General features: G+C 71.2%; 7 protein-coding genes and 1 pseudogene. 1 reads left to right on the forward strand and 7 read right to left on the reverse strand.

What is annotated here, in order from left to right; genetic code table 11:
* Positions 1-142 precede the first annotated feature (142 nt).
* Positions 143-724, reverse strand: coding sequence for a hypothetical protein (locus ACFC09_RS38970; protein WP_376536597.1), 582 nt, complete (start codon positions 722-724; stop codon positions 143-145).
* A gap of 161 nt (positions 725-885) precedes the next feature.
* Here ACFC09_RS38970 and ACFC09_RS38975 point away from each other — a divergent pair, with 161 nt between their 5' ends.
* Positions 886-1,452 carry a TetR/AcrR family transcriptional regulator gene (locus tag ACFC09_RS38975; protein ID WP_376536599.1) on the forward strand — a complete coding sequence of 189 codons (567 nt, stop codon included), beginning with the start codon at positions 886-888 and terminating at the stop codon, positions 1,450-1,452.
* A gap of 149 nt (positions 1,453-1,601) precedes the next feature.
* Here the strand turns inward: ACFC09_RS38975 and ACFC09_RS38980 are convergent, their stop codons facing one another.
* The 6 genes and pseudogenes from ACFC09_RS38980 to ACFC09_RS39005 form a co-directional block, all read right to left on the reverse strand.
* Positions 1,602-3,731, reverse strand: coding sequence for a SpoIIE family protein phosphatase (locus tag ACFC09_RS38980; RefSeq protein ID WP_376536645.1), 2,130 nt, complete (start codon positions 3,729-3,731; stop codon positions 1,602-1,604).
* Positions 3,732-3,868: 137 nt separating this feature from the next.
* Positions 3,869-6,994 (reverse strand): discoidin domain-containing protein, encoded by a 3,126-nt coding sequence (locus ACFC09_RS38985; RefSeq protein WP_376536601.1) that lies wholly within the window; start codon positions 6,992-6,994, stop codon positions 3,869-3,871.
* A 348-nt stretch (positions 6,995-7,342) separates the two neighbouring features.
* Positions 7,343-7,944 (reverse strand): annotated as a pseudogene (locus ACFC09_RS38990) (alpha/beta fold hydrolase); the annotation flags it as partial.
* Between the two features lie 325 nt (positions 7,945-8,269).
* The gene (locus ACFC09_RS38995) at positions 8,270-9,148 is read right to left on the reverse strand and encodes a TauD/TfdA dioxygenase family protein (protein ID WP_376536603.1); all 879 of its coding nucleotides are present in this window, start codon (positions 9,146-9,148) and stop codon (positions 8,270-8,272) included.
* Between the two features lie 282 nt (positions 9,149-9,430).
* Positions 9,431-19,030 (reverse strand): amino acid adenylation domain-containing protein, encoded by a 9,600-nt coding sequence (locus ACFC09_RS39000; RefSeq protein ID WP_376536605.1) that lies wholly within the window; start codon positions 19,028-19,030, stop codon positions 9,431-9,433.
* Positions 19,030-23,013, reverse strand: coding sequence for an amino acid adenylation domain-containing protein (locus ACFC09_RS39005; protein WP_376536607.1), 3,984 nt, complete (start codon positions 23,011-23,013; stop codon positions 19,030-19,032). The genes ACFC09_RS39000 and ACFC09_RS39005 overlap by 1 nt, the downstream gene beginning before the upstream one ends.
* Positions 23,014-23,449 lie beyond the last annotated feature (436 nt).

Below are 23,449 nucleotides of genomic sequence, written 5' to 3' on the forward strand. Positions count from 1 at the left end.
ACGGGCCTGTGGACACTGGCCCGGAATTACACCATCAACACCTCTGATCCTCCTTTCAGTGCAATTCACTCGCTTCGTGCGACTTCGTGTCGCACGCCCTCTCAGAAACGTGCTTCCCACCGAAATCCGATCTCTCCGGTGGCTAGAAGGTCATTCCGCCGAGTCCCACCAGGGCTCGCGCATGTTCGAGTTCGCCCATGTGGCGGATCCCGTGCTGGAACAGCCAGCACTCGATCGCGTCCCAGCGGGTGAGGCCATCGCTGTCGGCGACGCGGGCACTGAAGGTGCGCGCGAAGAGTTCGGGGAGCGGTCGGCTCAGAACCAGCTCGCCGAGTGATTCCGGTTCCAGGGAGCGCAGCCAGGTCTCTGTCGTGTCGAACACCGTGCGCTGGTAGTCGCAGAACGCTTCGTAGTTCCCGATGCGCTGCTGCATCATCTCGTCCACAGACCGATCCTTGCCGTGGTCCGGAACGCCGAGTTGGATGCGATCCGCCCACTCCTGATTCCAGACGGGCGGCGGGCCACCCAGCCTGACCAGGGTGATGTCCTGAAGGTTGGCCTGATGGAACAGGGAGAACGCAATGGGCAGGACGCCGTCGCGCTCCACGTGGTTCGTCTTCGTCGCATCCATGTCGTGGGACGCTTCGAGCCACAGGGAGTGCATCGCGCTCATCCTGCGGACGAGCGAATTCAGAATGCTGTCAAAATCTCCTTTTGCGGCCACTTCGTCCTCAATTCTTTGACAGTCGGAAGCTTCGCTTGGCGGCGCGGCGAAGGGGCGGCGAGCGCCTGGCGAGCGGGAGCACCGAGGAATCGGGCCAGGTTGACAACGTCAACCCTAGGTGGGTGGGTTGTCACTGTCAACCTCATCGCTATGCTGCTGCCATGTCCCAGCCCACCCGAGAACGGTTGCTCGATGCTGCCCAGGCGTTGCTGGACGACGGCGGCATCGAGGCGGTCACGCTGCGCGAGGTCGGCAGTCGTGCAGGCGTTTCACACAACGCTCCGTACAAGCACTTCGCCAGCAAAGAAGCGCTCCTGGCCGCGGTGGCCGCCCGGGAGCTCCGCCAGAAGGCGGCATCGTTCCACGGCGACCGCGACCAGCCCGCAGCTGAGCGGTTGCGGGACAGCCTGCACTGGGCCATCGCCAGGGCCGTAGCCCACCCGAACCGTTTCCGGTTGATCTACGGCAGGTGGCCGACGGACGTCGCGGCCGAACTCGTCCGCGCCGCTCAGGAAGCGGAACTCGCCCTCATCGGGCTCGTCGCCGAGACGCAGGAGGCTGGAGCCCTTCCGGCGGGAGCCGAGCCGGAAAGGCTGACAGCGGTACTCCGGGCTGCTGTGCAGGGCGCCGCCGAGCTGGCGATCTCCGGTCACCTTTCGCTCGATGGACGCGCCAGGCCCGAGGCCGTGATCGATGATCTGCTCACTCTCCTGCGTGGGCCCGAGTAGAACGGCGGACGGGGCCACGGGACGTCGTCCTGGCCACCGTCGTCAGCCGGGTTCTGTCCCCGTACACTCTCTGCACCCTCGAACCACACCGTCGAGGCATCGACCTGGCCCGCCCCTGGCACGTGGTCTGCGGCACCTCACGATGGAGGTCAGGTGAGTTCCGCCCAGATGGTCTTGCCCCTGCGGCCATAGCGACAGCCCCAGCGTCTCGCCAGCTGAGCGACAATGTACAGACCACGGCCGTTCTCCTCCGTCGAGCGTGCGCGACGCATCCGCGGTTGAGTGTTGCTGGCGTCAGTGACTTCGCAGATGACGATGCCGTCGTGGAGCAGGCGCATGGCGATGGGCCCGTCGGCGTGGCGGATGGCGTTGGTGACCAGTTCACTTGCCACGATCTCGGCGGTGAACGCGAGATCCTCCAATCCCCACGCCGCCAGTTGGTCGGCGACCAGGTTTCTTGCCTCCGCCACGACCGATACGTCGACTGCCAGATCCCTGTGGACCATGTCGGTCGCGGGTAGTTCCCTTGTACGTGCGAGGAGCAGTGCCGCGTCGTCCTCCGGCACGGTGGGCAACATCGCCGCAACAATGTCGCGGCTTGCTTCTTGCAGGCCGACGCCCGGCACGGAGACCACCTGCGCGAGCTGACGCCGCAACATGCTGACGCCCTCTGAGCCCTGTTCGTGTTCCCGCAGCAATCCGTCGGTGTAGAGAACGAGCACACTTCCGGCAGCCAGTTCGACGTCCGTCATTTCGAAGGGCGCACTCCAGACGCCCAGTGGCGGACCCGGATCCAGGTCGATGAAGTGGACACTGCCGTCCGGACGGACCACGGCTGGTGCCGGATGCCCCGCACTGGCCATCAGACAGTGGCGGCTGACCGGGTCATAGACAGCGTAGAGACACGTGGTCCCGGTGACCCCGTCGTCGGCTCGGCCGCCGGCGGACTCCCGCTCAGCGGACATGCGCCCTACCAGATCGTCGAGCCGGGAGAGCAGTTCCTCGGGATCCAGGTCCAGATCGGCGAAGCTCTGCACCGCGGTCCGCAGCCGCCCCATCAGTGCCGTCGCACCCAAGCCGTGACCCACCACGTCACCGACAACGAAAGCGGTCCGGAACGACGACAGCGGAATGACGTCGTACCAGTCACCGCTGACACCGCGTCCCGCGCCGGCCGCGACGTAAGTTCCCCCTGTCTCCGCCGACGTGATCGTGGTGAAGGTCCGCGGCAGCAGGCTTCTCTGGAGACTGACCGCCGTGCGGTATTCGCGCGCGTACCTCCAGGCGTTGTTCAGGTTCAGTGATGCCTTGGGCAGGATTTCCTGGACGAGCTTCAGGTCCTCCTCGTCGAAAGGTTGCGCGCAGGCCCGACGTGCCACGCTCAACACACCCATCAGCCCGTCGTCGGTGAACAACGGAGCCACGATCTCAGAGCGTGCCCCTTTCGGCAGTACAGCTCGCAGAAACTCGGCCTCTACCGTCGCACCCCGAGTCAGCACCGTCAGATCCGGCGTCAGAAAAGCTCTGTTCATGCGCACTTGCTGACTTCGCCAGAATTCCGGAGTGCGGCTGACGGCCCGGTCCCGCGCCTTCAGATCAATGCGGAGACCCCGTGCGGTACGCACTGCGCCCATCCGGGCGTGAGAAGGCCAGGGTCCCTTCAGAGTAGGCAGGGGATCCCCGTCGAACACCGCAAGAGCGAGATCGACGGCAGCCCAGTCCGCGAAATCGGGAACCAGTGCGCTGACGAGCGCATCGCACATCTGCTTCACTTCAAGCGAGTTTCCGAGGCTGCCCATGATCCTGTGAAGCAGATCGATACGGTCACACGCACGGCCCGCGAACTCACCTGTGGCGCCGGCCTTCCCATGGGCGTCCGACGAGAACAGGAGGAGTGTCATCGCCCGTCCCGGCTCGGCTGAGACCAGGCTCGAAACCCGGATCGAAACGCCCAGGAGATTGCCCGACTTCGCACGCACTCGCGCATTCCCCCCGCAGGCGAGCAGTGCCTCCTCCCGTTCGGGGTCGGCCAGCACCGAACGGAAGGACTGTCCACACAGTTCTTCCACCGCGTACCCCAGCAGGGCTCCAGCAGTCGATGTGGCGAACACGATGATCGCGCTCGGGTCCACGAGCACAGCTGCCTCGTCCAGGTCACCTATGGGAGCGCGATAGGCATCCGGACCGCCAGGGCCGCCCCTTGCTTTATGTCCCGATGACGACATACTCGACGAGTTTATCCCAAATGACTCTTTACTCGACCCGCTCCGATGATCCATCGGCGAGTCACAGGGGATCTGAAGCGCCACCCTCTCTTTCCGTGCAAACACTCAGGGCGCTCATAGAATTGCGCAGCGTAATCATTGCGTCGGGGCCCCGACCGGACGGCCGGGGCCCCTTCACGGACCACAGGCCCTCAACGCACCGAGAAGCTGACGAGCCCGGCGTCGTTCTTGCCGCCCGCGTCGGTCGACAGCGCCACGTACCGTGCGGTGGCATCTGTGGTGAGCCCGCGAGCGCGGCCGTGACCGGTCAGCTCGCCTGCCGGTGTGTAGGCGAGGCCGTCGCTGCTGAATTCCGCTCGGAGGCCGGGCACCCGGCCGCCGCCCCACTCCGTGCGCAGGTCGCGCACGCGGAACTGCGCGCCAAGGTCGACGACCAGGCGGCCGTCGGGTCCGGGCGTCCACGCCGTCGCCGGATCGCCGTCCACGGCCGCGGCGGGATCCGACATGCCGGGTGGAAGGGGGTTGGTCGGGAAGACGGTGCGTCCCAGCGCCAGGTCGTCCAGGGGGTAGGCCACCGCCCGGCTCAACGTGACAGTCGTCGTACGTCCGCCACGGACCGCCACCAGCTCGGTCTGTCCCTGACCGGTCACCCGGATGCGGCAGGCCGGACCGGTGAGCCGCACGGTGGCACCGTCGACGACCTCCGCCCGGAGGCCGACGGGCAGCCGCCCACCGGACACCGGGCTCAGCGTCAGCCGCGGGGGCAGCAGGCGTGCGGTGGCGGCGTCCAGTTCGGCGTCGTAGGCACTGCCGGAGGCGGTCACCGTCTGCCGGCCCTCGAACAGCACCAGGCGGGAGGCGGGCTGCGGAATGTCGACGCGGGTCGTGACCTGCTGACCGGACAGGTTGAACAGGCTCAGGTGGTCTTCGGTGAGAGCGGTGCCGACGGAGCCACTGTCAGCCTGCGGGACTTCGGCACGGGCGCGTTCGCGCAGGATGTCGGCCGACGCGCCGGGGAGTCCTTCGACCAGGAGAGGTGCGGCCGGGCCGTCGGCGAGGACGATGGTGTCGTCGTACACCGTGAGCGGCCGCTTCGAGCCCCGCACCAGCAGCCCCGCACGGCCGTCGACGTCGAGCCAGCCACCCTGGCTGGAGACGTCGGGCACGGGCCAGGAGACGAGGTCGCTCCACTGCTGCCCGTCCGTCGAGCCCTGCACCGTGTAGGCACGGCCTGCGGCCGCCTCCCAGCGCAGGGTGACACGGTCCACCGTGTGTGTGGCCCCGAGATCGACGGCGAGCCAACTGTCCGCCCGGGGGCGGTCCGCCCGCGACACCGCCCACCGGGTCGTGGCGTCCCCGTCGACGGCCAGGGCCGGCTCCTTGCCCGGGTCGTAGGAGGAGGCGGTGGCCGTGCCGCCCTGAGCGAGGTCGGCGCCGTCTCCTGCGTCGCGCGCTTCGAAGGCGTAGAGCGAATAGCCGTACGCCGGGTCGGGCCGGACGCCGAGCATGCGCAGGTGCCGGACGGCGGTGCGGGGGAAGGTCACTTCGTCGACGCGGGGCGCGGCGGCCGACGCCTGGGTGTCCTGGGCGGCCACGGTGGCGCTGCCCTCCGCGAATCGATAGGTCCGCGACCCCGTCAGGCCCGGCACGCCCGGCATGGTGAGGTTGTAAAGCTCCAGATGCCCTTCACCCGCGGCGATGCCGGTCGTCGCGTAGACGACGGCGCCGGTGGGCAGGGTGGTGTAGCCCGCGTACCCTGACGCGGCCCCCAGCATCGTGGCGCTGCCGTCGAACCCGTCGCGCCGACTGGTGTACGTGCGCACCTGACGGTTCGTCACCTGTGCTGCGGCGGTGGGCAGGAACATGGGTGTGGCCCCGCCGAGTTTGAACAGCCAGTCGTCGTGGGCCGGTTGCCAGGCGAACTTCACGAAGCCCGGTTTGGTGGCGGCGCCCGCCCAGGCAGCGGCCGACTGGTGCGACACGAGGCCGGGTCCGGCGCCGAAGTCGGTCACCCCCGACGCCTGGCGGAACAGTTCGTCCTGGGACAGAGGACGTACCGTACGGCCCTGACCGGCGGCCCACACATGCAGGAGATAGCTGATGGCCAGTTCGGCACGGGCTTCCGGCTCGTACTTCGGCTCGCCGGAGAACTTCGCCAGCCGGTACTCCGGGGGGTACTTCTGGTACGCCTCCAGTCTTTCCGCCAGGGCCACCTCCGCTCGTGCCGCCGCGCGATCGCCGACGACCTGGGCGAGGAAGGCGAGCGGGATCACGTCACGGCCGTAGAGGTGCTCACGGTCGTTGACCATGGGCATCAGCGGCTCGCCGGCGTCGCTCATCACGCCGAGGAGGGTGCGCCACAGCGCGTCGGCGTTCGGCTGATCGGTCAGCACCTGCGGCAACGCCCGGCCCGCGGTGATGAAGTGGGCGGCGTTACGGCCCGACGTACGCCACAGTTCCTCCTGGTAGTGCGGCGCGAACGATCCGTGGTTCTCGACGATGAAGGTGTCGTACAGGTTGCGGGCGGTGTTGTCGGAGACGCGAACACCGTCGACGAGGGCCGGGTTCGCCCGGTCTGCCTGCGGCAGTCCGGTCTCGTTGCGCGACCAGGCCCCGAACGCCTTGTCCCAGTCGGTGTGCCGCGGATCGTCCGCGGCCCAGGCAAGTCCGGGGGCCAGGGACTGTGCGTAGACGCCCATCTCCTCCAGCTTGGTGTCTCCCTCATAGCCGCCGAGCAGACCGTGCGGGGTCCAGCTACCGGAGTTCGGATCGTCGCTCGTGCCCAAGTTCGTGGTGTAGGCGGCCTGTTCCCGGGCGATGGTGTCGACGTTGGTCCTGGTGGCCTCGTCGAGGTCGTCCCACAGCAGCCGGGCAGCGAGTACGAAGTACAGCTGGAAGGTGGTGTCGAAGAACAGGGTCCGGCCCCACTGGGTGCCGCCGGTGAAGCGGTTGGAGGCGGCGAAGTGCTGGATCGTCGCTACGGTCCGGGCTTTGAGCGTCCGTTCGTCCGTCCCCGCTCGGTCGCTGTCGTAGCTTCCCCGGGTGAGCAGCACGGCGTTGCCGAGCACGACGGCGAAGCCGAAGTCCTTGTCCGTGTAGTAGCCGCGAGCCGGGTCCCATTGCGTCTCCGACCAGTGGGTGTGGTTCACCAGGACGCGATAGTAGGTCTCCGCCACCGCGTCCCGTTCCGTGTGGGAGTTCCCCTGGGCGCGGGCAGTACCGCTGCCGGCCGCGACGGGAAGCGTCGCCAGGGCGGTGGAGGCACCGAGGAGTTGGACGAAGCGGCGGCGGTTGATCTGCGGAGATCCTTGGAACACTCTCGGCGCCTCTCTGAACACTTAAGACAACGTTGTCAATCAGACGGCGGCAATTCTTCGTCCCTGTTTGTCAGTACGTCAAGGGGTGTGACGCGCCTAAAAGCCTTGACAGGAGTGACTGATGGGCGGACGGGGTCCGATGAGGGATCGAGATCGTCTCTCCTGGCCGCGGCCAGTCCTGAGCCCAGCCGCACCCGAACGGCCCAGACCACCGCCCACAGGTCGATGACGCGGCGGGCCGCGCGGATTACGGTGTCCTCCACGCCGGCGTCGCAGAGTGCCCGGCGCCCGCCACGCCTTGCGCCGTACGTGCCACGTGCCGCGTGCCACCTGCTGCGTGCTACGTGCTCGGCTGGTGTGAGCCTCCACGGCATCGATGATCTCGGGCCAGAGTTCGCGCGGGCGGTCGTGGCCCATGTCGGGGATCAGCAAGAGCTTGGCTCCCGGCACCAGGTCCGCCGTGCGGTGCCCACCGCTGGGGTCGATCAGCGTGTCGTCCAGGCCATGGATCACGAGCGTCGGCACCCGAAGCTCCCGGAGCGCGTCCGCGCGTGAGCCGCCAAGGATCATCGCTGCGAGCTGACGCCCGACGCCGGCGGGGTAGTGGGCGCGGTCGTAGCTGTCGCGAGCAGGCCGAGGCCGTCGTCGGCCATGTCCTGCAACCCGTAGGGGGCCATCGCGAGGGCGGAAGGGATGTCTCCCGAGCTCACAGCGTCGATGAACCGCCCGATGTCGACGGGGTGCTCGTCGAACCCGGTGGACAGGCCGCTGTCCCGGTTGTCGTATCGGATCACGTAGCGCCCACGATCCGCCAGCGCACGGCAGAAGTCCTCGTGCCAGGCGATCATCTGGGCACCAAAGCCCATCACGAGCAGCACAGGGGGATCACTGGGATCGCCAAAGCTCTCGTAGGCGATGGCCACTCCTGGCGAAACGTCGATGATCGGCATCCTCGGATCCTGCCAGGGCCGACTGGCTGAGCGCACCCTGCTTCTCGCGCCCGGCCCTGCCATCCCCCGTGCAGGTCACCGTGCCGACGGCCCGCGTGGGTTCCTCCCGTGCCGGGCGGCGCCGCCCGACGCCCCGCGACGACTCCACCACCGAGGGCACCGCCGCCATCACCCTGCGGGAGGGGGGGTGCGCCTCGGTGTGCGCTTCGACGACGCCCCAGGGCGTTGGCGGCGCGCTGCTCGGACGACGGAACGCCTCCGGGCCGGCGGGCATCGTCACGGGGCTCCTTCGCATCGGTCGGGGCGTCCGTCGGGGCGGGACCGGTCAGGCGTGCAGGCTCGTACCGTCGATGGCCACCCGACGCCCCTCCCGGGTGTGTGGGAAGTAGTCCCACACGGCGTGGTGCTGGACGCTGCGGTTGTCCCAGAACACGAGGGTGCGTTCCTGCCAGCGGACCCGGCAGTGCAGCAGCGCGGTCCGGGCCGTGTGTGCGTACAGCAGCTCCAGCAGGGCGTCGCTCTCGGCCCGGGACAGCTCGGTGATGTGCGACGTGTAAGGGGCGTTGACGAACAGCAGCTTGCGGCCGTTCTCCGGATGCCGGACGACGACGGGGTGCACGGTGCGCGGTACGTCATACTCGGGGGGCGGGGTCTGGCCGGCGGCGGTCCACGGCAGGGCTCCGTCGTGGAGGGCGGTCAGACCCTCCAGGAAGCCGCGCAGGGCGGGTGAGAGCAGTTCGTAGGCGAGGTGCATGTTGGCGAAGAGGGTGTCACCGCCGCTGCCGCCCTCGGGGATCGTCGTGATGTACAGCATCGAGCCGAGCGACGGCGCGGTGTCGGCGGTGCCGTCGGCGTGCCAGCCGTTGCCCGCGACGGCCCGGGACTCCTTGTTCGCCTTGATCTCCAGGATGTGCGGGTCGGAACCCTCGGGCGCGAGGGCGACGGGGTGCAGTGCGCCGAAGACGCCGGCGAACCGCTTGTGTTCCTCGGGCGTGATGTCCTGGTCGCGGAAGACCAGGACGTGGTGGGTGTGGAAGGCGTGCTTGAGTTCCTTCTCCTGCCGGTGTGTCAGCTCCTGCGCCAGGTCGAGGCCGGTGACCTCGGCGCCCAGCACCGGTGTGACGGGGGCGACGGTGATGGTCTCGTAGGGCTCGGCGGGGCGGGTGGTGAGCCGTTCGACGGCCCGCAGTGCGTAGTCCTCCATGAGGGACCTCCGTAAGTTGTCAGGCGGCCCGGGAGGGCCGGATGTGGCTGATGGGGGCGAGGTTGCCGTGGATCGTGTCGTCGGCCCGGCGGAAGCCGGCCGCGAAGGGCAGGTCGGCCGCCCGGGGGCTCGTTCGACGCGGCCGACGTGCGAGTCTCCTGGCAGACGGTGGTCGCTTCCTCAAGGCCGTCGCCTCCTCAAGGCCGTCGCCTCCTCAAGGCCGTCGCCTCCTCAAGGCCGTCGCCTCCTCAGGGCCGTCGCCTCCTCAAGGCCGTCGCCTCCTCAGGGCCGTCCGGCGGGGTCCGGCCGGACGTCGGGCGGGGCCGCCGCGAGGACGGCGGCGATGTCCCGGACGTGCGGCTGCGCCACGAGTTCGTAGTGGTCGGCGTCGACGTGGTGGACGCGCAGCGGGCGGGGCAGATGGTCGTCCCAGTCGTCCGGCGCGCCCGGTTCCGGCGCGAGGAGCCCTTCGGCGGGGCGGTCCGCGCGCCACACGGTGGTCGGGGTGGCGTCGAGGCGGGGCAGCCGGTGCTCGGCCATGGCGGCGAGGTTGGCACGGCAGCAGCGCGCGAGGCGTTCGGCGTAGGCGCGGCCCGGCTCCGTCAGCCGTCCCGGGCCGCCGCCGCTCAACTCGCGGGCGAAGACGGCGTCCACCTGTTCCTCGTCGTAGGCGGCGAAACGTCGGCCCGCGTCGGGCGGGGGCGGGTCGAGCAGGTACAGGGCGTCCACCGGACGGTTCTCGGACTCGGCGAGGGCCGCCATGGACAGCGCGGTCCAGGCCCCGAACGACCAGCCGGCGAGCCGCAACCGGCGGTCGGGGCCGGGAAACGCGTCCCGCACGGCGGCCAGGTAGCGCGCGGCGCGGTCGGTGATCGACCAGGGGGGCGGCGCGGGGTCACGCAACGCCGGGTCGGCGATCAGGCAGACCGTCAGGTCGTCGGGCAGGGCCGCCACCAGGGGGCGGTACGCCTGGATGTCTCCGCCGACCGGATGCACCAGGCACAGCACGTCCCGACCGGCCCCGGGCTGCCACACCTCCGGCTCCACGCCCGCCTCCGCCTCGATGTCCACGGCCTCCGGCGGCCGGGTACCGGTGGCGAGATGGCCGAGGATCTCGGCGAGACTCACCCGGTGGCTGAGGCGTGACAGTTCGATGTCGGTGCCGAGGCGCCGCTTCACCTCGTCGAGGAGTTCCAGGAGGGTCAGCGAGTCGGCGCCCAGGTCGTACAGCGCGGTCTGCGGATCGACGGTGTCCACGCCGAGCAGATCGAGGAGGATGCCGGTGAGTTCGGCGGTCGGGTCGGTGGCGGGAGCGGCGACCTCGGCGGTCCTGTGCTCGCCGGGCAGGGGTTCGTAGAAGATCCGCGCCGCGGCCAGGTCGGTGGTGTTGACCATCAGGTGCGGCAGTTGCAGGTGCAGTGCCCGCTCGAACACCGTCGCGCCCTCCTCGGGTGTGAGCGCGACCTTGAGGTGTGCCTGGTGGCGGGCGTCGGCGCGCAACGTGTTCGCCGCCATGCCGACGCCCTGCCATGCGTCCCAGCCGATGCTCATCCGCGCGGTGGCGTCGTCGGCCCGGGATGCGTGGTGGGCGTAGGCGTCCAGGCAGGCGTTCGCCGCCGCGTAGTCGAACTGGCCGACTCCGCCGAATCGGGCAGCCATCGACGAGCAGGAGAGCGCGTAGGCGGGAGCGTGCTCGGCGATGAGCAGTTCGACGAGCAGGGCGCCGCGCAGCCGGGCCCCCGTGGTGCGGCGGGCGGCCGCGGGCTCACGCCGGGCGAGGAGCCCGCCCGCGGCGGTTCCGGCGGCGTGGACGATGCCGACGAGACCGCCGAGATACGGGGCGAGCCGGTCGGCGACCTTCTCCGGTTCCTCGGTGGCGAGGTCGGCGGGGACGAGGGTGACGCGGTCGGTGAACGCCCGGAGCGCGGCCGGGACGTCGGTGCCGCGCGCGACCAGGACCACGCGGTTGCCGGGGTGGTCGAGCAGGTGAGCGGCCAGGGTGCTGCCGATGCCGCCGGTTCCGCCGAGTACGAGGTGGGTGCCCGGGTCGGCGGGACGAACGGCGGCCGGAACGGCTTGCGGCGCGGGGACGGGCTGGATGGCGCGGTGCCACCAGAAGCCGTCGCGCAGCCCCACTACAGTGGCCGTGGCCATAGCCGGGGCAGTGGCCGTCGTGCTGACCGTCGCCGTGGCTGTCCCTGCCTTTGTCCGTGCCTCTGTCCCTTGTTCCGTCCCTGCCTCTGTCCCTTGTTCCGTCCCTGCCTCTGTCCCTGCCTCTGTCCCTTGTTCCGTCCCTGCCTCTGTCCCTGCCTCTGTCCCTTGTTCCATCCCTGCCTCTGTCCCTGCTGCCGTCCCTGCCGCTGCCTGTGTCACTGTCGCCGTCGCGCCCGCCGTCGCCGAGAGGGCGGTGTCCAGGAGCAGGTCGGACAGGTGGGCCGCCCAGTCGGCCGGACGGGGGCCGGGCAGGTCGGCCCAGTGCAGGAGCACGCCGAGTTCCTGCCGGGGGACTTCGAGGGCCGCGGCGAGCAGGCCCGCCTCCGGGACGCGGACGGTACCGGTGACGGGTTGCGCCTGATGGGACAGCAGCCATGCGCGCGGCCGTTGCTCGTCCGGGAGGCCGGCCAGCGCCAGGGCGAGGGCGGCCACCGTGTCGAGGCAGGCCCACTGGGCCGTTTCCAGGTCGGACGTGCGCAGGCCGCCGTCCAGGGCGAGCGGCAGCGCGTGGAGCCAGTCGACGGCGGGCGCGGTGGGGCCCGTGAGGTGGGCGAACAGGGCGGCGAGGTGCTCGGGATCGGCGGGGTCGGCCACGTAGCGGTCCTCGTCGAGACGGGTGAAGGAACCGCCGGCGCGGACGGTCACGACCCGGCCGTAGTACTGCTCCAGGCAGCGCCACGACTCGCCGTCCGCAGCGGGGGCCGTGACCACCACGGCAGTACGCCGGGGTCCGTGGCCGTCGGCGCGGGCGCGGCGCAGTCGCGTCCACAGCGGCTGGTGCAGCCACTGGGCCGCGGGCAGTCGGGCCGCCTGCTCGGCCTCGGCCGGCGCGCCCGCCGGTGCCGCGGTCTGTGGCGGGCCGCTTCGGCGCAGGAAGTCGAACTCGGCCGTCTCGAAGGCGGGCGGCGGGAAGTCCCAGGGCGCGGGGGCCGGACCCGCGGGCCATACGAGGGTGTGTCCGGCCGTCCATGCCTCGGCGAGGGTGTGCGGGTCGAGGGAGTCGGCGGGCAGCCGGGTCCGGGACGGTGGTGGTGCGGTCGTCGTGAGGGCCCGCAACCACTCGACGGCGGAGGCGGCGTCCGGGCAGACCGCCGCCGCACGGTGTCCGAGCGCGGGCCGGCCGGCCTGGAGGTGACGCAGCACCCGCGGATAGGTGTCGGGGTGCGCGTCCAGGTAGTCGGCGATACGGCGGCCGTCGGCGCGTACGGCCGTGTCGGAACTGCCCGACAGGGTGAGGCACGGCACCGTCTCCGGAACGCGCGGGGCCGGGCTGTCCTGCGGCCGCTCCAGCAGCACATGGGCGTTGGTCCCGCCGATTCCGAAGGAGCTCACGGCGGCCACCCTGGGAACGGCCGTCGGCCAGGGCTCGGCCGTGACCGGTATGCGGAACGGGCCGTCTTCGATCGCCGGGTTGAGCCGGTCGAAGTCGGCCGTGGGCGGAATGATCCCGTGGTGCACGGCGAGCACGGCCCGCACCAGGCCGACCACGCCGGCCGCGGCCCCGAGGTGTCCGATCTGACTCTTCACGGACGACAGGGGCACGCGCGCGTCGTCCGCCAGTCCGTAAGCCTGGCGCAGCGCGGCGGCCTCCACGGGGTCACCGAGCCGGGTTCCGGTGCCGTGTGCCTCGATGTATCCGAGGTCGGCGCCACGACGACCGCTGCGGGTCAGGGCCGCCCGGATGGCGGCGCGTTGTCCCGCGAGGGCGGGCGCGCTGTAACCGAGTTTGTCGGAGCCGTCGTTGGTGACGCCGGACCCCGTGACGACGGCGTACACGGTGTCGCCGTCGCGGCGGGCGGCGGCGAGCGGTTTGAGGACGACGACGGCGGTGCCGCTGGCTCCGACGGTGCCCTCCGCGTCCGCGCTGAAGGGCCGGCAGTGTCCGTCCGGCGAGAAGATGTGCTGTGGCAGGTAGGTGTAGCCGTCGGTCAGGTCGGTGTCGACGAGGACTCCGCCGACGAGCATCACGTCGGCGTCGCCCTGTCGCAGCATCCCGGCGGCGAGGTGCACGCCGACGAGGGAACTGGAGCAGGCGGTCTGCACCGTCAGCGCCGGACCGGTTAGTCCGAGCCGGTAGGCGGACTTGGTGGCGAGGAAGTCCTTCTCGTGGTGCTGGCCGAGGCGGAAGGTGTCGGGCAGCGCGTCCGGGTCGCCCTCGCGCAGCATGCGCTGGAAGTAGGTGTTCTCGCCGCAGGAGGCGACGATCCCCACCCGCTGGGCGGTCGGGTCGCCGAGGCCGGCGTGGGCGAGTGCCTCGACGCAGTTCATCAGCAGGTGGCGCTGCTGCGGGTCCATGTACCGGGCTTCGTGCGGGCTGATCGTGAATCGGCCCGGGTCGAAGGCGAGGGGGCCCGCCAACTGGCTGCGGGCGCCGATCCGGCCGTCGGTCGTCGGGAAGTGCTCGATGCCTCGGCGGCCGGTGGTGACCAGGTCCCAGAAGGCGGCCAGGTCGGCCGCGCCGGGCAGGCGCACGGCCATCCCGACGACCGCGACGGGTTCATCGGATGCGGCACATACGCCGGAAGCGGCACGTGTGTCGAGGGCGGCACGTGCGTCGAGGGCGGCACATGTGTCGACGACGGCACGTGTGTCGACGGTGACTGGTTCACCAGAGGCGACCTGCTGCTCGACGGCGACCGCCTCCTCCGGTCGTCCCGCGCCCGTTCCACCAGTTGTGTCACCGGCTGTATCAGCGGCCGCGTCACCGGCCGATTCGTCGGCTGCGGGACGGTCCGAGACGGCTCGGGCCAGCGCGCGCAGGCTGACGTGCTCGAACAGGTCGGGTACGGAGAAGGGGAGGTCTCCCTCTCCCGCGCATCTCAGGTGGAAGCGCATGAGGTCCAGGCTGGTGGCCCCGGCGTCGAAGAACCGCTGGTCCACCCCGACCGCTTTGCCGGTCGCCGTCTCGAACAGGCCGGTCAGGCGTCGTTCAAGGGGGGACAAGGTGTCGGCCGTCGCAGTACCGGGCAGCAGTTCCCGGCCCGGTGCGGTGAGTGCCGCCCGGCGGTCCAGTTTGCCGCTCGGTGTGCGCGGCAGGTCCGGGAGCAGGCGAAAGCGGGCGACGCGTACGTAGGCCGGGAGCAGGCCGGCGAGGTGTGCGGCGAGGCCGGTCGGGTCGGGGTCCTCGCCGTGGCACTGGAGGACGGCCAGCAGCCTGCCGTCCTGCACGGCGGCGACGGCACCCGCCACCCCGGGATACTGGAGCAGCGCGGCCTCGACCTGTCCCAGCTCCAGCCGGTGACCGGCGAGTTTGACCTGGCCGTCGTCACGGCCCGCGTAGTGCAGCATGCCCTGCCCGTCGAAGTGGGCCCGGTCGCCGGTGCGGTAGCAGGTGCCGAGGTCGGGGTCCTCCACGAACCGGTCCCGGTGGACGTCGTCGTCGCCGAGGTAGCAGCGGCCGGCCATGGGGCCGCCGATGAGCAGTTCGCCGGTGACGCCGGGCGGGACGGGGAGGCCGGTCTCGTCGACCACGCGCAGGACGGCTCCCGTCACCGGGCTTCCGATCGCGGGACGGGTCGGCCAGCCGGCTGGGTCGCCTTCGAGGCACAGACCGCTGACGACGTGGGTCTCGGTCGGGCCGTAGTGGTTGAACAGCCGGGCACCCGGAAGTCCCGCGAACCAGCCTCGGACGGCGTCGGTGCACACCAGTTGCTCGCCCGCGGTCACGACGTCGCGGAGCCTGGACGGGAACCGCCCCAGGCGTACGCCGTGTTCGGCGAGGAGTTGCAGGGCCACGTACGGCAGGAAGATCCGTTCCACCGCCCCGCTCTCCAACTGTTCGAGCAGGGCCGGAACGTCCTGCCGCCAGGCCGGTTTCACCAGGCGCAGCTCGCCGCCGGAGCACAGGGTGGTCAGGATCTCCTGGAAGGAGACGTCGAAGGACAGCATGGAGAACTGCTGGGTGACGGCGGGGGTGTTCAGTGCGCCCTCGGTCCGCTGCCAGGTCAGCAGGTTGCACAGGGTCCGGTCGGGGACCTGGACGCCCTTCGGGACCCCGGTGGAGCCGGAGGTGAACAGGGTGTACAGCGGGCGCAGCCCCTGGTGCCGGTGGGGTACCCGGTCGGCTCGGGGCGAGTCGGTGAGGGTGACGGTGTGTCGTGGCAGGTGGGGCGGTGCGATGGCGCCGAGGACGGCGATGTCCTCGGGGGCGACCACGACGCACAGCGGTTGGGCCTGGTCGAGCACGTGTCGCAGCAGCGGCGGCGGATAGGCGGGGTCGAGGGGGACGACGGTCAGGTTGAGCCGGGCCGCCGCCAGCAGCGCGACTATGTGTTCGACGGAGGGCTGGAGGTAGAGGGCGACGGTCGCCGGTGCGGTGGGATCGGCCGGACGGAAGGCGCTCAGGGCGGACGCGACCTCCGCGGCCTGCGCGTCCAGGTCGGCGTACGTGAGGGTGGTCCCGTCGAGGGTGACGGCGGGGGCCTCGGGGGTGCGGCTGACCTGGCGGGCGAACCCGTCGGCCACGGTGGTGAAGTCAGGCTCCCGCTCGGTGCCGCGGCCGGTGCCTGGGCCGGCGAGGGAGCGGCGGTGGGGTGCGACCAGTTCGCGCAGGGTGATCGGGGTGGCGGCGGTCAGGTGGTCGAGGGCGTCGCGGAAGATCCGGGCCGCGGCGGCGGCGCGCTCGGCGCCGATGTCGTCGCGGTACTCCCACAGGCAGTCGAGGCCGGATGCGTGCTCGACCACCGACAGGGTGAGGGCGCACTTGACGCCCGTCGGCTCCAGCGGGCGCGGCTGTGTCTCGCAGCCTTCCAGTCGCAGTCGGGAGAACTCGGTGTTCTCCAGCACGAACAGGTAGTCGAACAGCGGGGTGCGGTCGCGGAACGCCGGGCCGGTGAGGACGTCGGCGAGGGCGACCTCCTGACCTTCCAGGACGGCGTGCACAGTAGCGGCGTGTTCCGCGAGCTGAGTGCCCAGGGTGTCATGGGGGCGGGCGGTCAGGTCCAGCAGCACGGTGTTGGCGAACATGCCGACGGCGTCGGCGAATTCGGGACGGGGGCGGTGCGCCACCGGAGTGGCGACCAGCGGGCGGGGCTGTCCCGTCACTCCGTACAGGCTCGCGGTGAACGCGGACACCAGGAGCTGGAACCTCGTCAGACCGGCTTCGGCGGCACGCCGGTCCAGGGCGGCGCGGCGGACCAGGTCGAGGGAGGTGCGCAGCAGCCTCGCCCGCGGTCGGTCCGTTCGTGCGGGGGCGGGCAGGGCGGGTGACGGCGGGGTCTCGCCTTCGTAGTGGCCGAGCGGGGTCTCGCCTTCGTAGTGGGCGAGCGGGGTCTCGCCTTCGTAGTGGCCGAGCGGGGTCTCGCCTTCGTAGTGGGCGAGCAGGCGGGCGCGGCGGCGCGCGTAGGCGTCGCTCGTGTGCCAGTCGCGCTGCCAGCGCGCGAAGTCGAGGGGGGTGGTGGCCGGTGCCGGACGGTGGGCCGCGCCGGTGTACGTCTCGCTGATGTCGTGGAAGAGCAGGTTGAGGGACCAGCCGTCCACGGCGGCGTGGTGCAGGTGGAGCAGCAGGAGACCGCCGTCGGCCCGCTCCGTCCAGGCGGCGCGGAGCATCCGGGGTTCGGTGAGGTCGAAGCGGTGGGCGAAGAAGCGGTCGGCGGTGTCCTGCCACCGCTCCCCCGGTCGGCGGTCGAGCGGCTGCCAGGGATCGTAGGGCCCTTCGACGCGTTGGAGCAGTCCGTCCGCGGCGGGGACCAGTCGGGTACGGAGGGCGGGGTGCCGCTCCACCAGTGAGCGCACCGCGCGGTGGAGTGCTTCGGTGTCGACGCGGCCCTTGATCCGGAAGGCGAGCGGCACATCATAGGAGCGGTCTTCCGGGTCTCGTACGTGCAGGAGCCAGAGGCGTTCCTGCTCGCCGGTGGCCGGTGCGACCGGATCCTGCGAGGCCGACGGCACCGGCGGGTGCTCGCCCGCACGGGGGCCGGGCGCGTGCACCGCGTCCGCGAGGGCGGCGAAGTCGGCGTGCAGCACCAGGTCCTGGGGCAGGTCGACGGCGAAGCGGCGGTGGATCTCGAAGCGGAACCGCAGCGCCGTCAGCGAGTCACCGCCGTTCGGGATCCAGCGGTCGTCGGGGCGCAGGCCGCGGACGTCGAGGAGGCGCTCGGCGATCTCCAGTACCGGCCGCTGCTCGGCGGTGACGGGCACGGCGCCGTCGCGCGTGCCGCGCCACGGTGTTCCGGCGGCGCGGAGGAGGGCGGCCCGGTCGACCTTTCCGTTGGCGGTCAGCGGGAGGTCGGTGACCAGGTGGGTGTGGTGGGGGCGCATGTACGACGGCAGGGCGGTGGTGAGGTGGCGTTCGTAGGCGTCGAAGGCGAGGTCGTCACCGGGGACGAGGAAGGCCAGCAGTTCGTGGCGGTCCGCCGCGTCGCGGCGGGTGCACACGTACGCCCGGCGCACCGCGGGCAGGGTCAGGATCTGCCGTTCGACCTCGCCGGGTTCGATGCGGAAGCCGCGCACCTTGACCTGCCGGTCGGCCCGGCCGACGTAGGTCACGCGCCCCTCGGCGTCCTGCCGTACGAGGTCGCCGGTGCGGTACCAGCGGCGCATGGTGCCGTCGTCGTCCGGCAGCTCGACGAAGCTGCGTGCGGTCTGATCGGGGAGGTTGCGGTAGCCGCGGGCCAGCGCCGGTCCGGAGAGCAGCAGTTCGGCCAGTTCGCCCGGCTCCGCGGTGCGGCCGTCCTGGGTGTGCAGCAGCAGTCCGGTCCCGGGCAGCGCGGTGCCGATCGGGATCGAGCCGTCGTCGAAGTCACGCGGGATGGGGTGGCACAGGGCGAACGTCGTCGCCTCCGTCGGCCCGTACACGTTGTGCAGGACGGTGTCGGTGTCGGGGTTGGCCTCGTACCAGCGGTGTATCGCGCGCGGGTCGAGCCGTTCGCCGCCGACGAGGACCTGGGTGGCGCCGGCGAAGCAGTCGGGGGCCTCGTCGACGACCGCGTTGAACAGGGCCACGGTGATGAACACGGTGTCGACGCGGCGTTCGCGCAGCACGGCCGCGAGGCGGTGCGGGCTGTGCGCCTGTGTGTCGTCGAGCACGACGCAGACACCGCCGGTCAGCAGCGGGGTCCACACCTCGAAGTTGAGGGCGTCGAAGGCCGGGTTGGCCAGGCAGGCGTAGCGGCTGCCCGGCCTCAGGTCGAGGTAGCCGGGGCGGGCCAGCCGCAGCACGCCCGCGTCGGTGACCTCGACGCCCTTGGGGCGGCCCGTGCTGCCGGAGGTGTAGATGACGAAGGCGGTCCCGGCGGTGGTGCCGCGGGCCGTCGGCGTCGTCCCGGCTGCCGGTTCCGGGGAGAGGAGCAGGTCGGCGTGGAGTCCGCCGGGGTGAGTGGTCTGTCCGTCGTGGACCACGGCCACGGCACCGGAGTCCTCAAGGATGTGCCGTTGCCGCTCGTACGGGCTGAGCCGGTCGAGGGGGACGACGGTGGCGCCGGCGCGGCGGACGCCGAGCATCACGCAGACCAGTTGCCAGGAGCGCGGCAGGCAGACGGCGACGGCCTGTCCGGGGGAAACTCCGCGATGGCGCAGATGGGCGGCCACCCGGCCGCTGAGGCGGTCGAGTTCCGCGTAGTCCAGGGCCCGGGTGCCGTCCTCGACGGCGACGGCCGTGGGTGTGCGGCGGGCCCGGTCGAGCACGGCCTCGGCGAGCGAGGCGGACGCCGGGAAGGCGGGGGTGTCCATCAGACCTCCCGCACCGGCGCGGCGATGGCATGGGGCGGTGCCGCCTGGCCGTGGTGGGCCAGTTCGGCGGCGAGCAGCGCGGCGACCCGGGCGGCTTCGGCCCCCTCCAGGATCTCCCAGTGGTCGCACCTCATCGTCTCGACCTGGAACTCGCCCTGTGCGCGCCGCCGCCAGAAGTCGCGGACCTCGGCGTGGAAGGGGGTGTCGGTGCCGTCCGGCACGGCCTGGGCAAGGACGAGGCGGGCCGGGGAGACGGCGGGGAGGTGGTCCCGGGCGGTGAGCCGGTTGTGGTTGTAGAGCCGGAAGTACCGGTCGACCTGGTCGTCGTCGATGCCGGGGTACATCCCGTTGAACCGCACGAGCTTGTCGCGGAACTCGGTCGCGTCGACGGGGGTGATCGCTTCGCGGGCCGAGGCGTCGTCGGTCGCCTGCGTGTCGAGCAGGACGACGCTGACGTCGTCGCGGCCGGCGAGGCTCAGCAGGCGTCCCATCTCGTGGGCGACGAGGCCGCCGTAGGACAGGCCGGTCAGTACGAGCGGGCCCGTGCCGAGGGGTTCGAGCAGGCGCAGGTAGGCCGCGGCCATCGCCTCCACGGTGGGCAGCAGATCCTCGCCGGGGTTCACACCCGGGGACTGGATGCCGTACAGCCCGGTGTCCGCGGGGAGGAGGGCGGTCAGCGGCAGGTAGCAGAAGGCGGTGCCTCCGGCGGGGTGTACGCAGATCACCCGGGGGCCGGTACCCCCGCGGAACTCTATGAGGCTGCCCGGCGCGCGGTGGGGGGCGTCCGCCCGCAGCAGCGCCCCGAGCTGCTCGATGGTGGGGCGCAGCATGACCTCGGCGACCGGCAGCCGGCGGCCGAAGGTCTCGGTGACGTGGTGGGCCATCTTGATGGCGGAGAGGGACGTGCCGCCGAGGTCGAAGAAGTTGTCGCCGACCCCGATGGCGGGATGGAGCAGGATGCGCTGCCATATCCGGTACAGGGTGTGCTCAACGTGGTCGCGCGGGCTGGCGGTGTTGACCTGGTCGGACGCCTGCGTGCGGGCGAGCCGCAGGAGGGTGGGGCGGTCGAGTTTGCCGCTGCGGTTCAGCGGCAGGCTCTCCAGGTCCAGCACCGCGGCGGGGATCATGTAGTCGGGCAGGCTGCGGGCGAGTGCGGTGCGCCAGTCGCCGCGCAACGGCGCGGTCCCCCGGCCCACGCCGGCGATCAGCCGGGGCCCGCCCGCCGTGTCGTGGTCGGCGAGGACGACGGCCTCGCGGACACCCGGCAGCCGCGTCAACGCCGCCTCGATCTCGGCGGGTTCGATCCTGAAGCCGCGGAGTTTGACCTGGTCGTCGGCGCGTCCGGCGTAGTGGGCCTGGCCGTCGTCGTCCCAGTGGGCGAGGTCTCCGGTGCGGTAGACGCGGGCGCCGGGGACGAACGGGTCGGGCAGGAAGCGTTCCTCGGTGAGGTCGGGGTGGTTCAGATAGCCGCGGGCCAGGGACGCGCCGCCGAGGTAGACCTCGCCGACGACGCCGGGCGGGACGGGCTGCAGGTGGGCGTCGAGCACGTAGAAACGGGTGCCGGGCAGCGGCCGTCCGATGGGGCAGGGGCGTTCCAGCGGGCGGGGCCGGTAGTAGGCGGTGCTGTACAACGTGGCCTCGGTGGGGCCGTACCCGAAGCAGATGTGCAGGCCCGGCAGGTGCTCGGTCATGCGGTGCAGTGCGGCCTCGGTCAGCGACTCGACACCGGTGAGCAGCTTGCGCAGGGGCAGGCCGCGCAACCGTACGGCGGGGTTCTCGTCGATCCATCGGACGTAGGCCGGTGGCAGGAACGCCTGGGTGACCCGGTGTTCGCGCATCCAGGCCAGCACGGCGTCCGGGTCGCCGCGCAGTTCCTCGGGGACGATGTGCAGTTCGCCGCCGGTGGTCAGGGGCAGCAGCAGTTCGTGGATCGAGGCGTCGAAGGCGATGCTCGACCAGGCCGACCCGACCTCCCCGGGAGCGGTGCCCATCCGCCGGTGCCAGGCCGTGAAGAGGTTGAGGACACTGCGGTGCTCTACGGCGACGCCCTTGGGCCGTCCCGTGGATCCGGAGGTGAAGATCACGTAGGCGATCTGGTCCGGGGTGCGGGCGATGTCGGGCGGCGGACGGTCCCCGGTCGCTCCTTCGGCCTCCACCGTGTGCAGGTCACGCCACTCGTCGGGGCGGTCCTCGGTGGCGTGGTCGCTCAGGACGATCGGGCAGCCGGCGTCCTCGACCATGGCGGCGAGGCGTCCCAGCGGTTGTCCGGGGTCGAGCGGGAGGTAGGCGGCGCCCGCTTTGAGGATGCCCAGGATGCCGACGACCAGGTCGCCGCTCCGCCCCGCATGGAGCCCCACCACGTCGCCGGGTCGAACGGAGCGGGCGGCGAGGGCGTGGGCGAGGCGGTTGGCGCGCCGGTCGAGGGTCGCGTAGTCCAGCGTGCGCGCGTCGTCGACGACCGCGGTACGGGCGGGGTGCTCGCGGGCCCGAGCCTCGAAGAGTCCGGTGATTCCGGTGGCCGTGCGCAGTGCGGTCGTCATCGGGTCGGCCGGTGCGGCCTCGTCGGGGTCGTCCTGTGTGGCGTCCCCCTCGCCGATCAGCCGAAGGCGCTCTTGTGGGTCCATCAGTTCCAGGGTGCGGATGTCACGGTCGGGGTGCCGGGCCATGTCGGTGAGCAGGTGGCGCAGGTGTCCGGCCCAGCGCTCGGCGGTGGCCGCGTCGAAGAGGGCGGTCGCGTAGTCGAGGTGTCCGGTGACGCGGCCCCCGGACTCGGCCGCCGACAGAGCGAGGTCGAACTTGGCGGAGGCATGGGCGACCGGGAGCGGCGCGGCCGCCACTTGGGGCAGACGCAGCATGTCGTTCCGGTCCGGCACCCACGCCAGCATGGTCTGGAACAGCGGGGTGTGGGAGGCGCTGCGCGGTGGGTTCACCAGCTCGACGATGCGTTCGAAGGGCAGGTTCTGGTGGTCCAGGGCCGCACGGACGACGGCGCGGGTGCGGGCCAGCGCCTCGGCGGCGGTGGGCGCGCCGGACAGATCGATGCGCAGGGGGAGGGAGTTGACGAGGAAGCCGATGAGACCGGCGGCGCCCGGTCCGCGCCGACCGGAGACCGGACTTCCGACAACGATGTCCTCCTGCCCCGACAGACGGGACAGCAGGACGGCCCAGCCGGTCAGGACGGCGACGAACAGGGTGGCCCCCTGAGAACGGGCGAGATCGCGCAGCGCGGCCATGCCGTCGGCGTCCAGAGCGAATTCGACACGGCCGCCCGCATATCGCTGTTCCGCCGGGCGGGGCCCCCGGGTGGGCAGTTCCAGCACCGGTGGGACATCACCCAGGACGCGTTTCCAGTAATCCTCCTCGGCGGCGAGGGAGCCGCCGAGAACGGCTTCGCGCTGCTCTTGTGCGTGTTCCGCGTACTGCGTCCGGAGTTCGGGCAGTTGCGCTTCCCGACCCGTCAAGGACGCCGTATACAGAAGGGAGACTTCTTTCATCATCACGTGCATCGACACACCGTCGTAGACACTGTGATGGAACGTCAGGACGAGGGCATGGCGTTCGGCGTCCAGCGCGATCAGCCGGCCGCGCCCGAGCGGCCCGGCCGCCAGGTCGAACGGCCGCTCCGCCTCGTCCCGTTGGCACCGGGCCACCAGTTCGTCGGGGTCGGTGGCGGCGGTGCGGTCCTCGAAGGCGAGGGCGAACCCGGCGCCCGGAGGGTCGATGTGCTGACTCATGCCGCCGCCCTCGGCCACCAGCCGCGTCCGCAGGGACTCGTGCCGGTCGGTCAGCGCGTCGAAGGCTCTCATCAGGGCGGTGCGGTCGAGCGGGCCGGTGAGCGTGAGGGCGACGGTCTCGTTGTACGCGGCGTTGGCGCCCGGGAGTTGGGCCAGGAACCACAGACGCTGCTGGGCGAAGGAGGCTGGACGGACGCGGAGGGGCCCAGCTGCGCGGACGGGGTGGTGGGGTGTGTTCTGCACCGGCAAGGTCTGGCCTTCCTGTCGGGGGGACCGGGGGCGGAACGAAGGCGCAGCGAACGACGGCACCACGCGAAGTGCCGTAATCGGGAATATCGTCAATCGGCGGGCGGGGGAATGTGCCGGGGAATTCGATTGATGTGCCTGGTCACAGTGAAGCGCTAGTCATACGGAGTTACTCAGGAGATTCCGTGACATGCCTGGGATCATCAGCCACACCTCAAGTACCTGTCAATACTTGACTTGTGCAAGCGGTGCCACGTGGATACGGGACCACGAATGCCCGCAGAACGGTCAATTGAGTAAAGAGAGCGCCATGTCTGGCCGTGCGGCCAAAGTAAATGTTTGGAGTTCGCGTCGGGCGCGCAGAGATGGTCCGCGGCTGCCTGGACGCCGCGGACCGAAGCGGTGGAGGGTCGGCTGGGGCACGGCGGAGAGGCAGGGG

It is taken from the genome of Streptomyces sp. NPDC056161 (assembly GCF_042268025.1).
GTDB lineage: Bacteria > Actinomycetota > Actinomycetes > Streptomycetales > Streptomycetaceae > Streptomyces.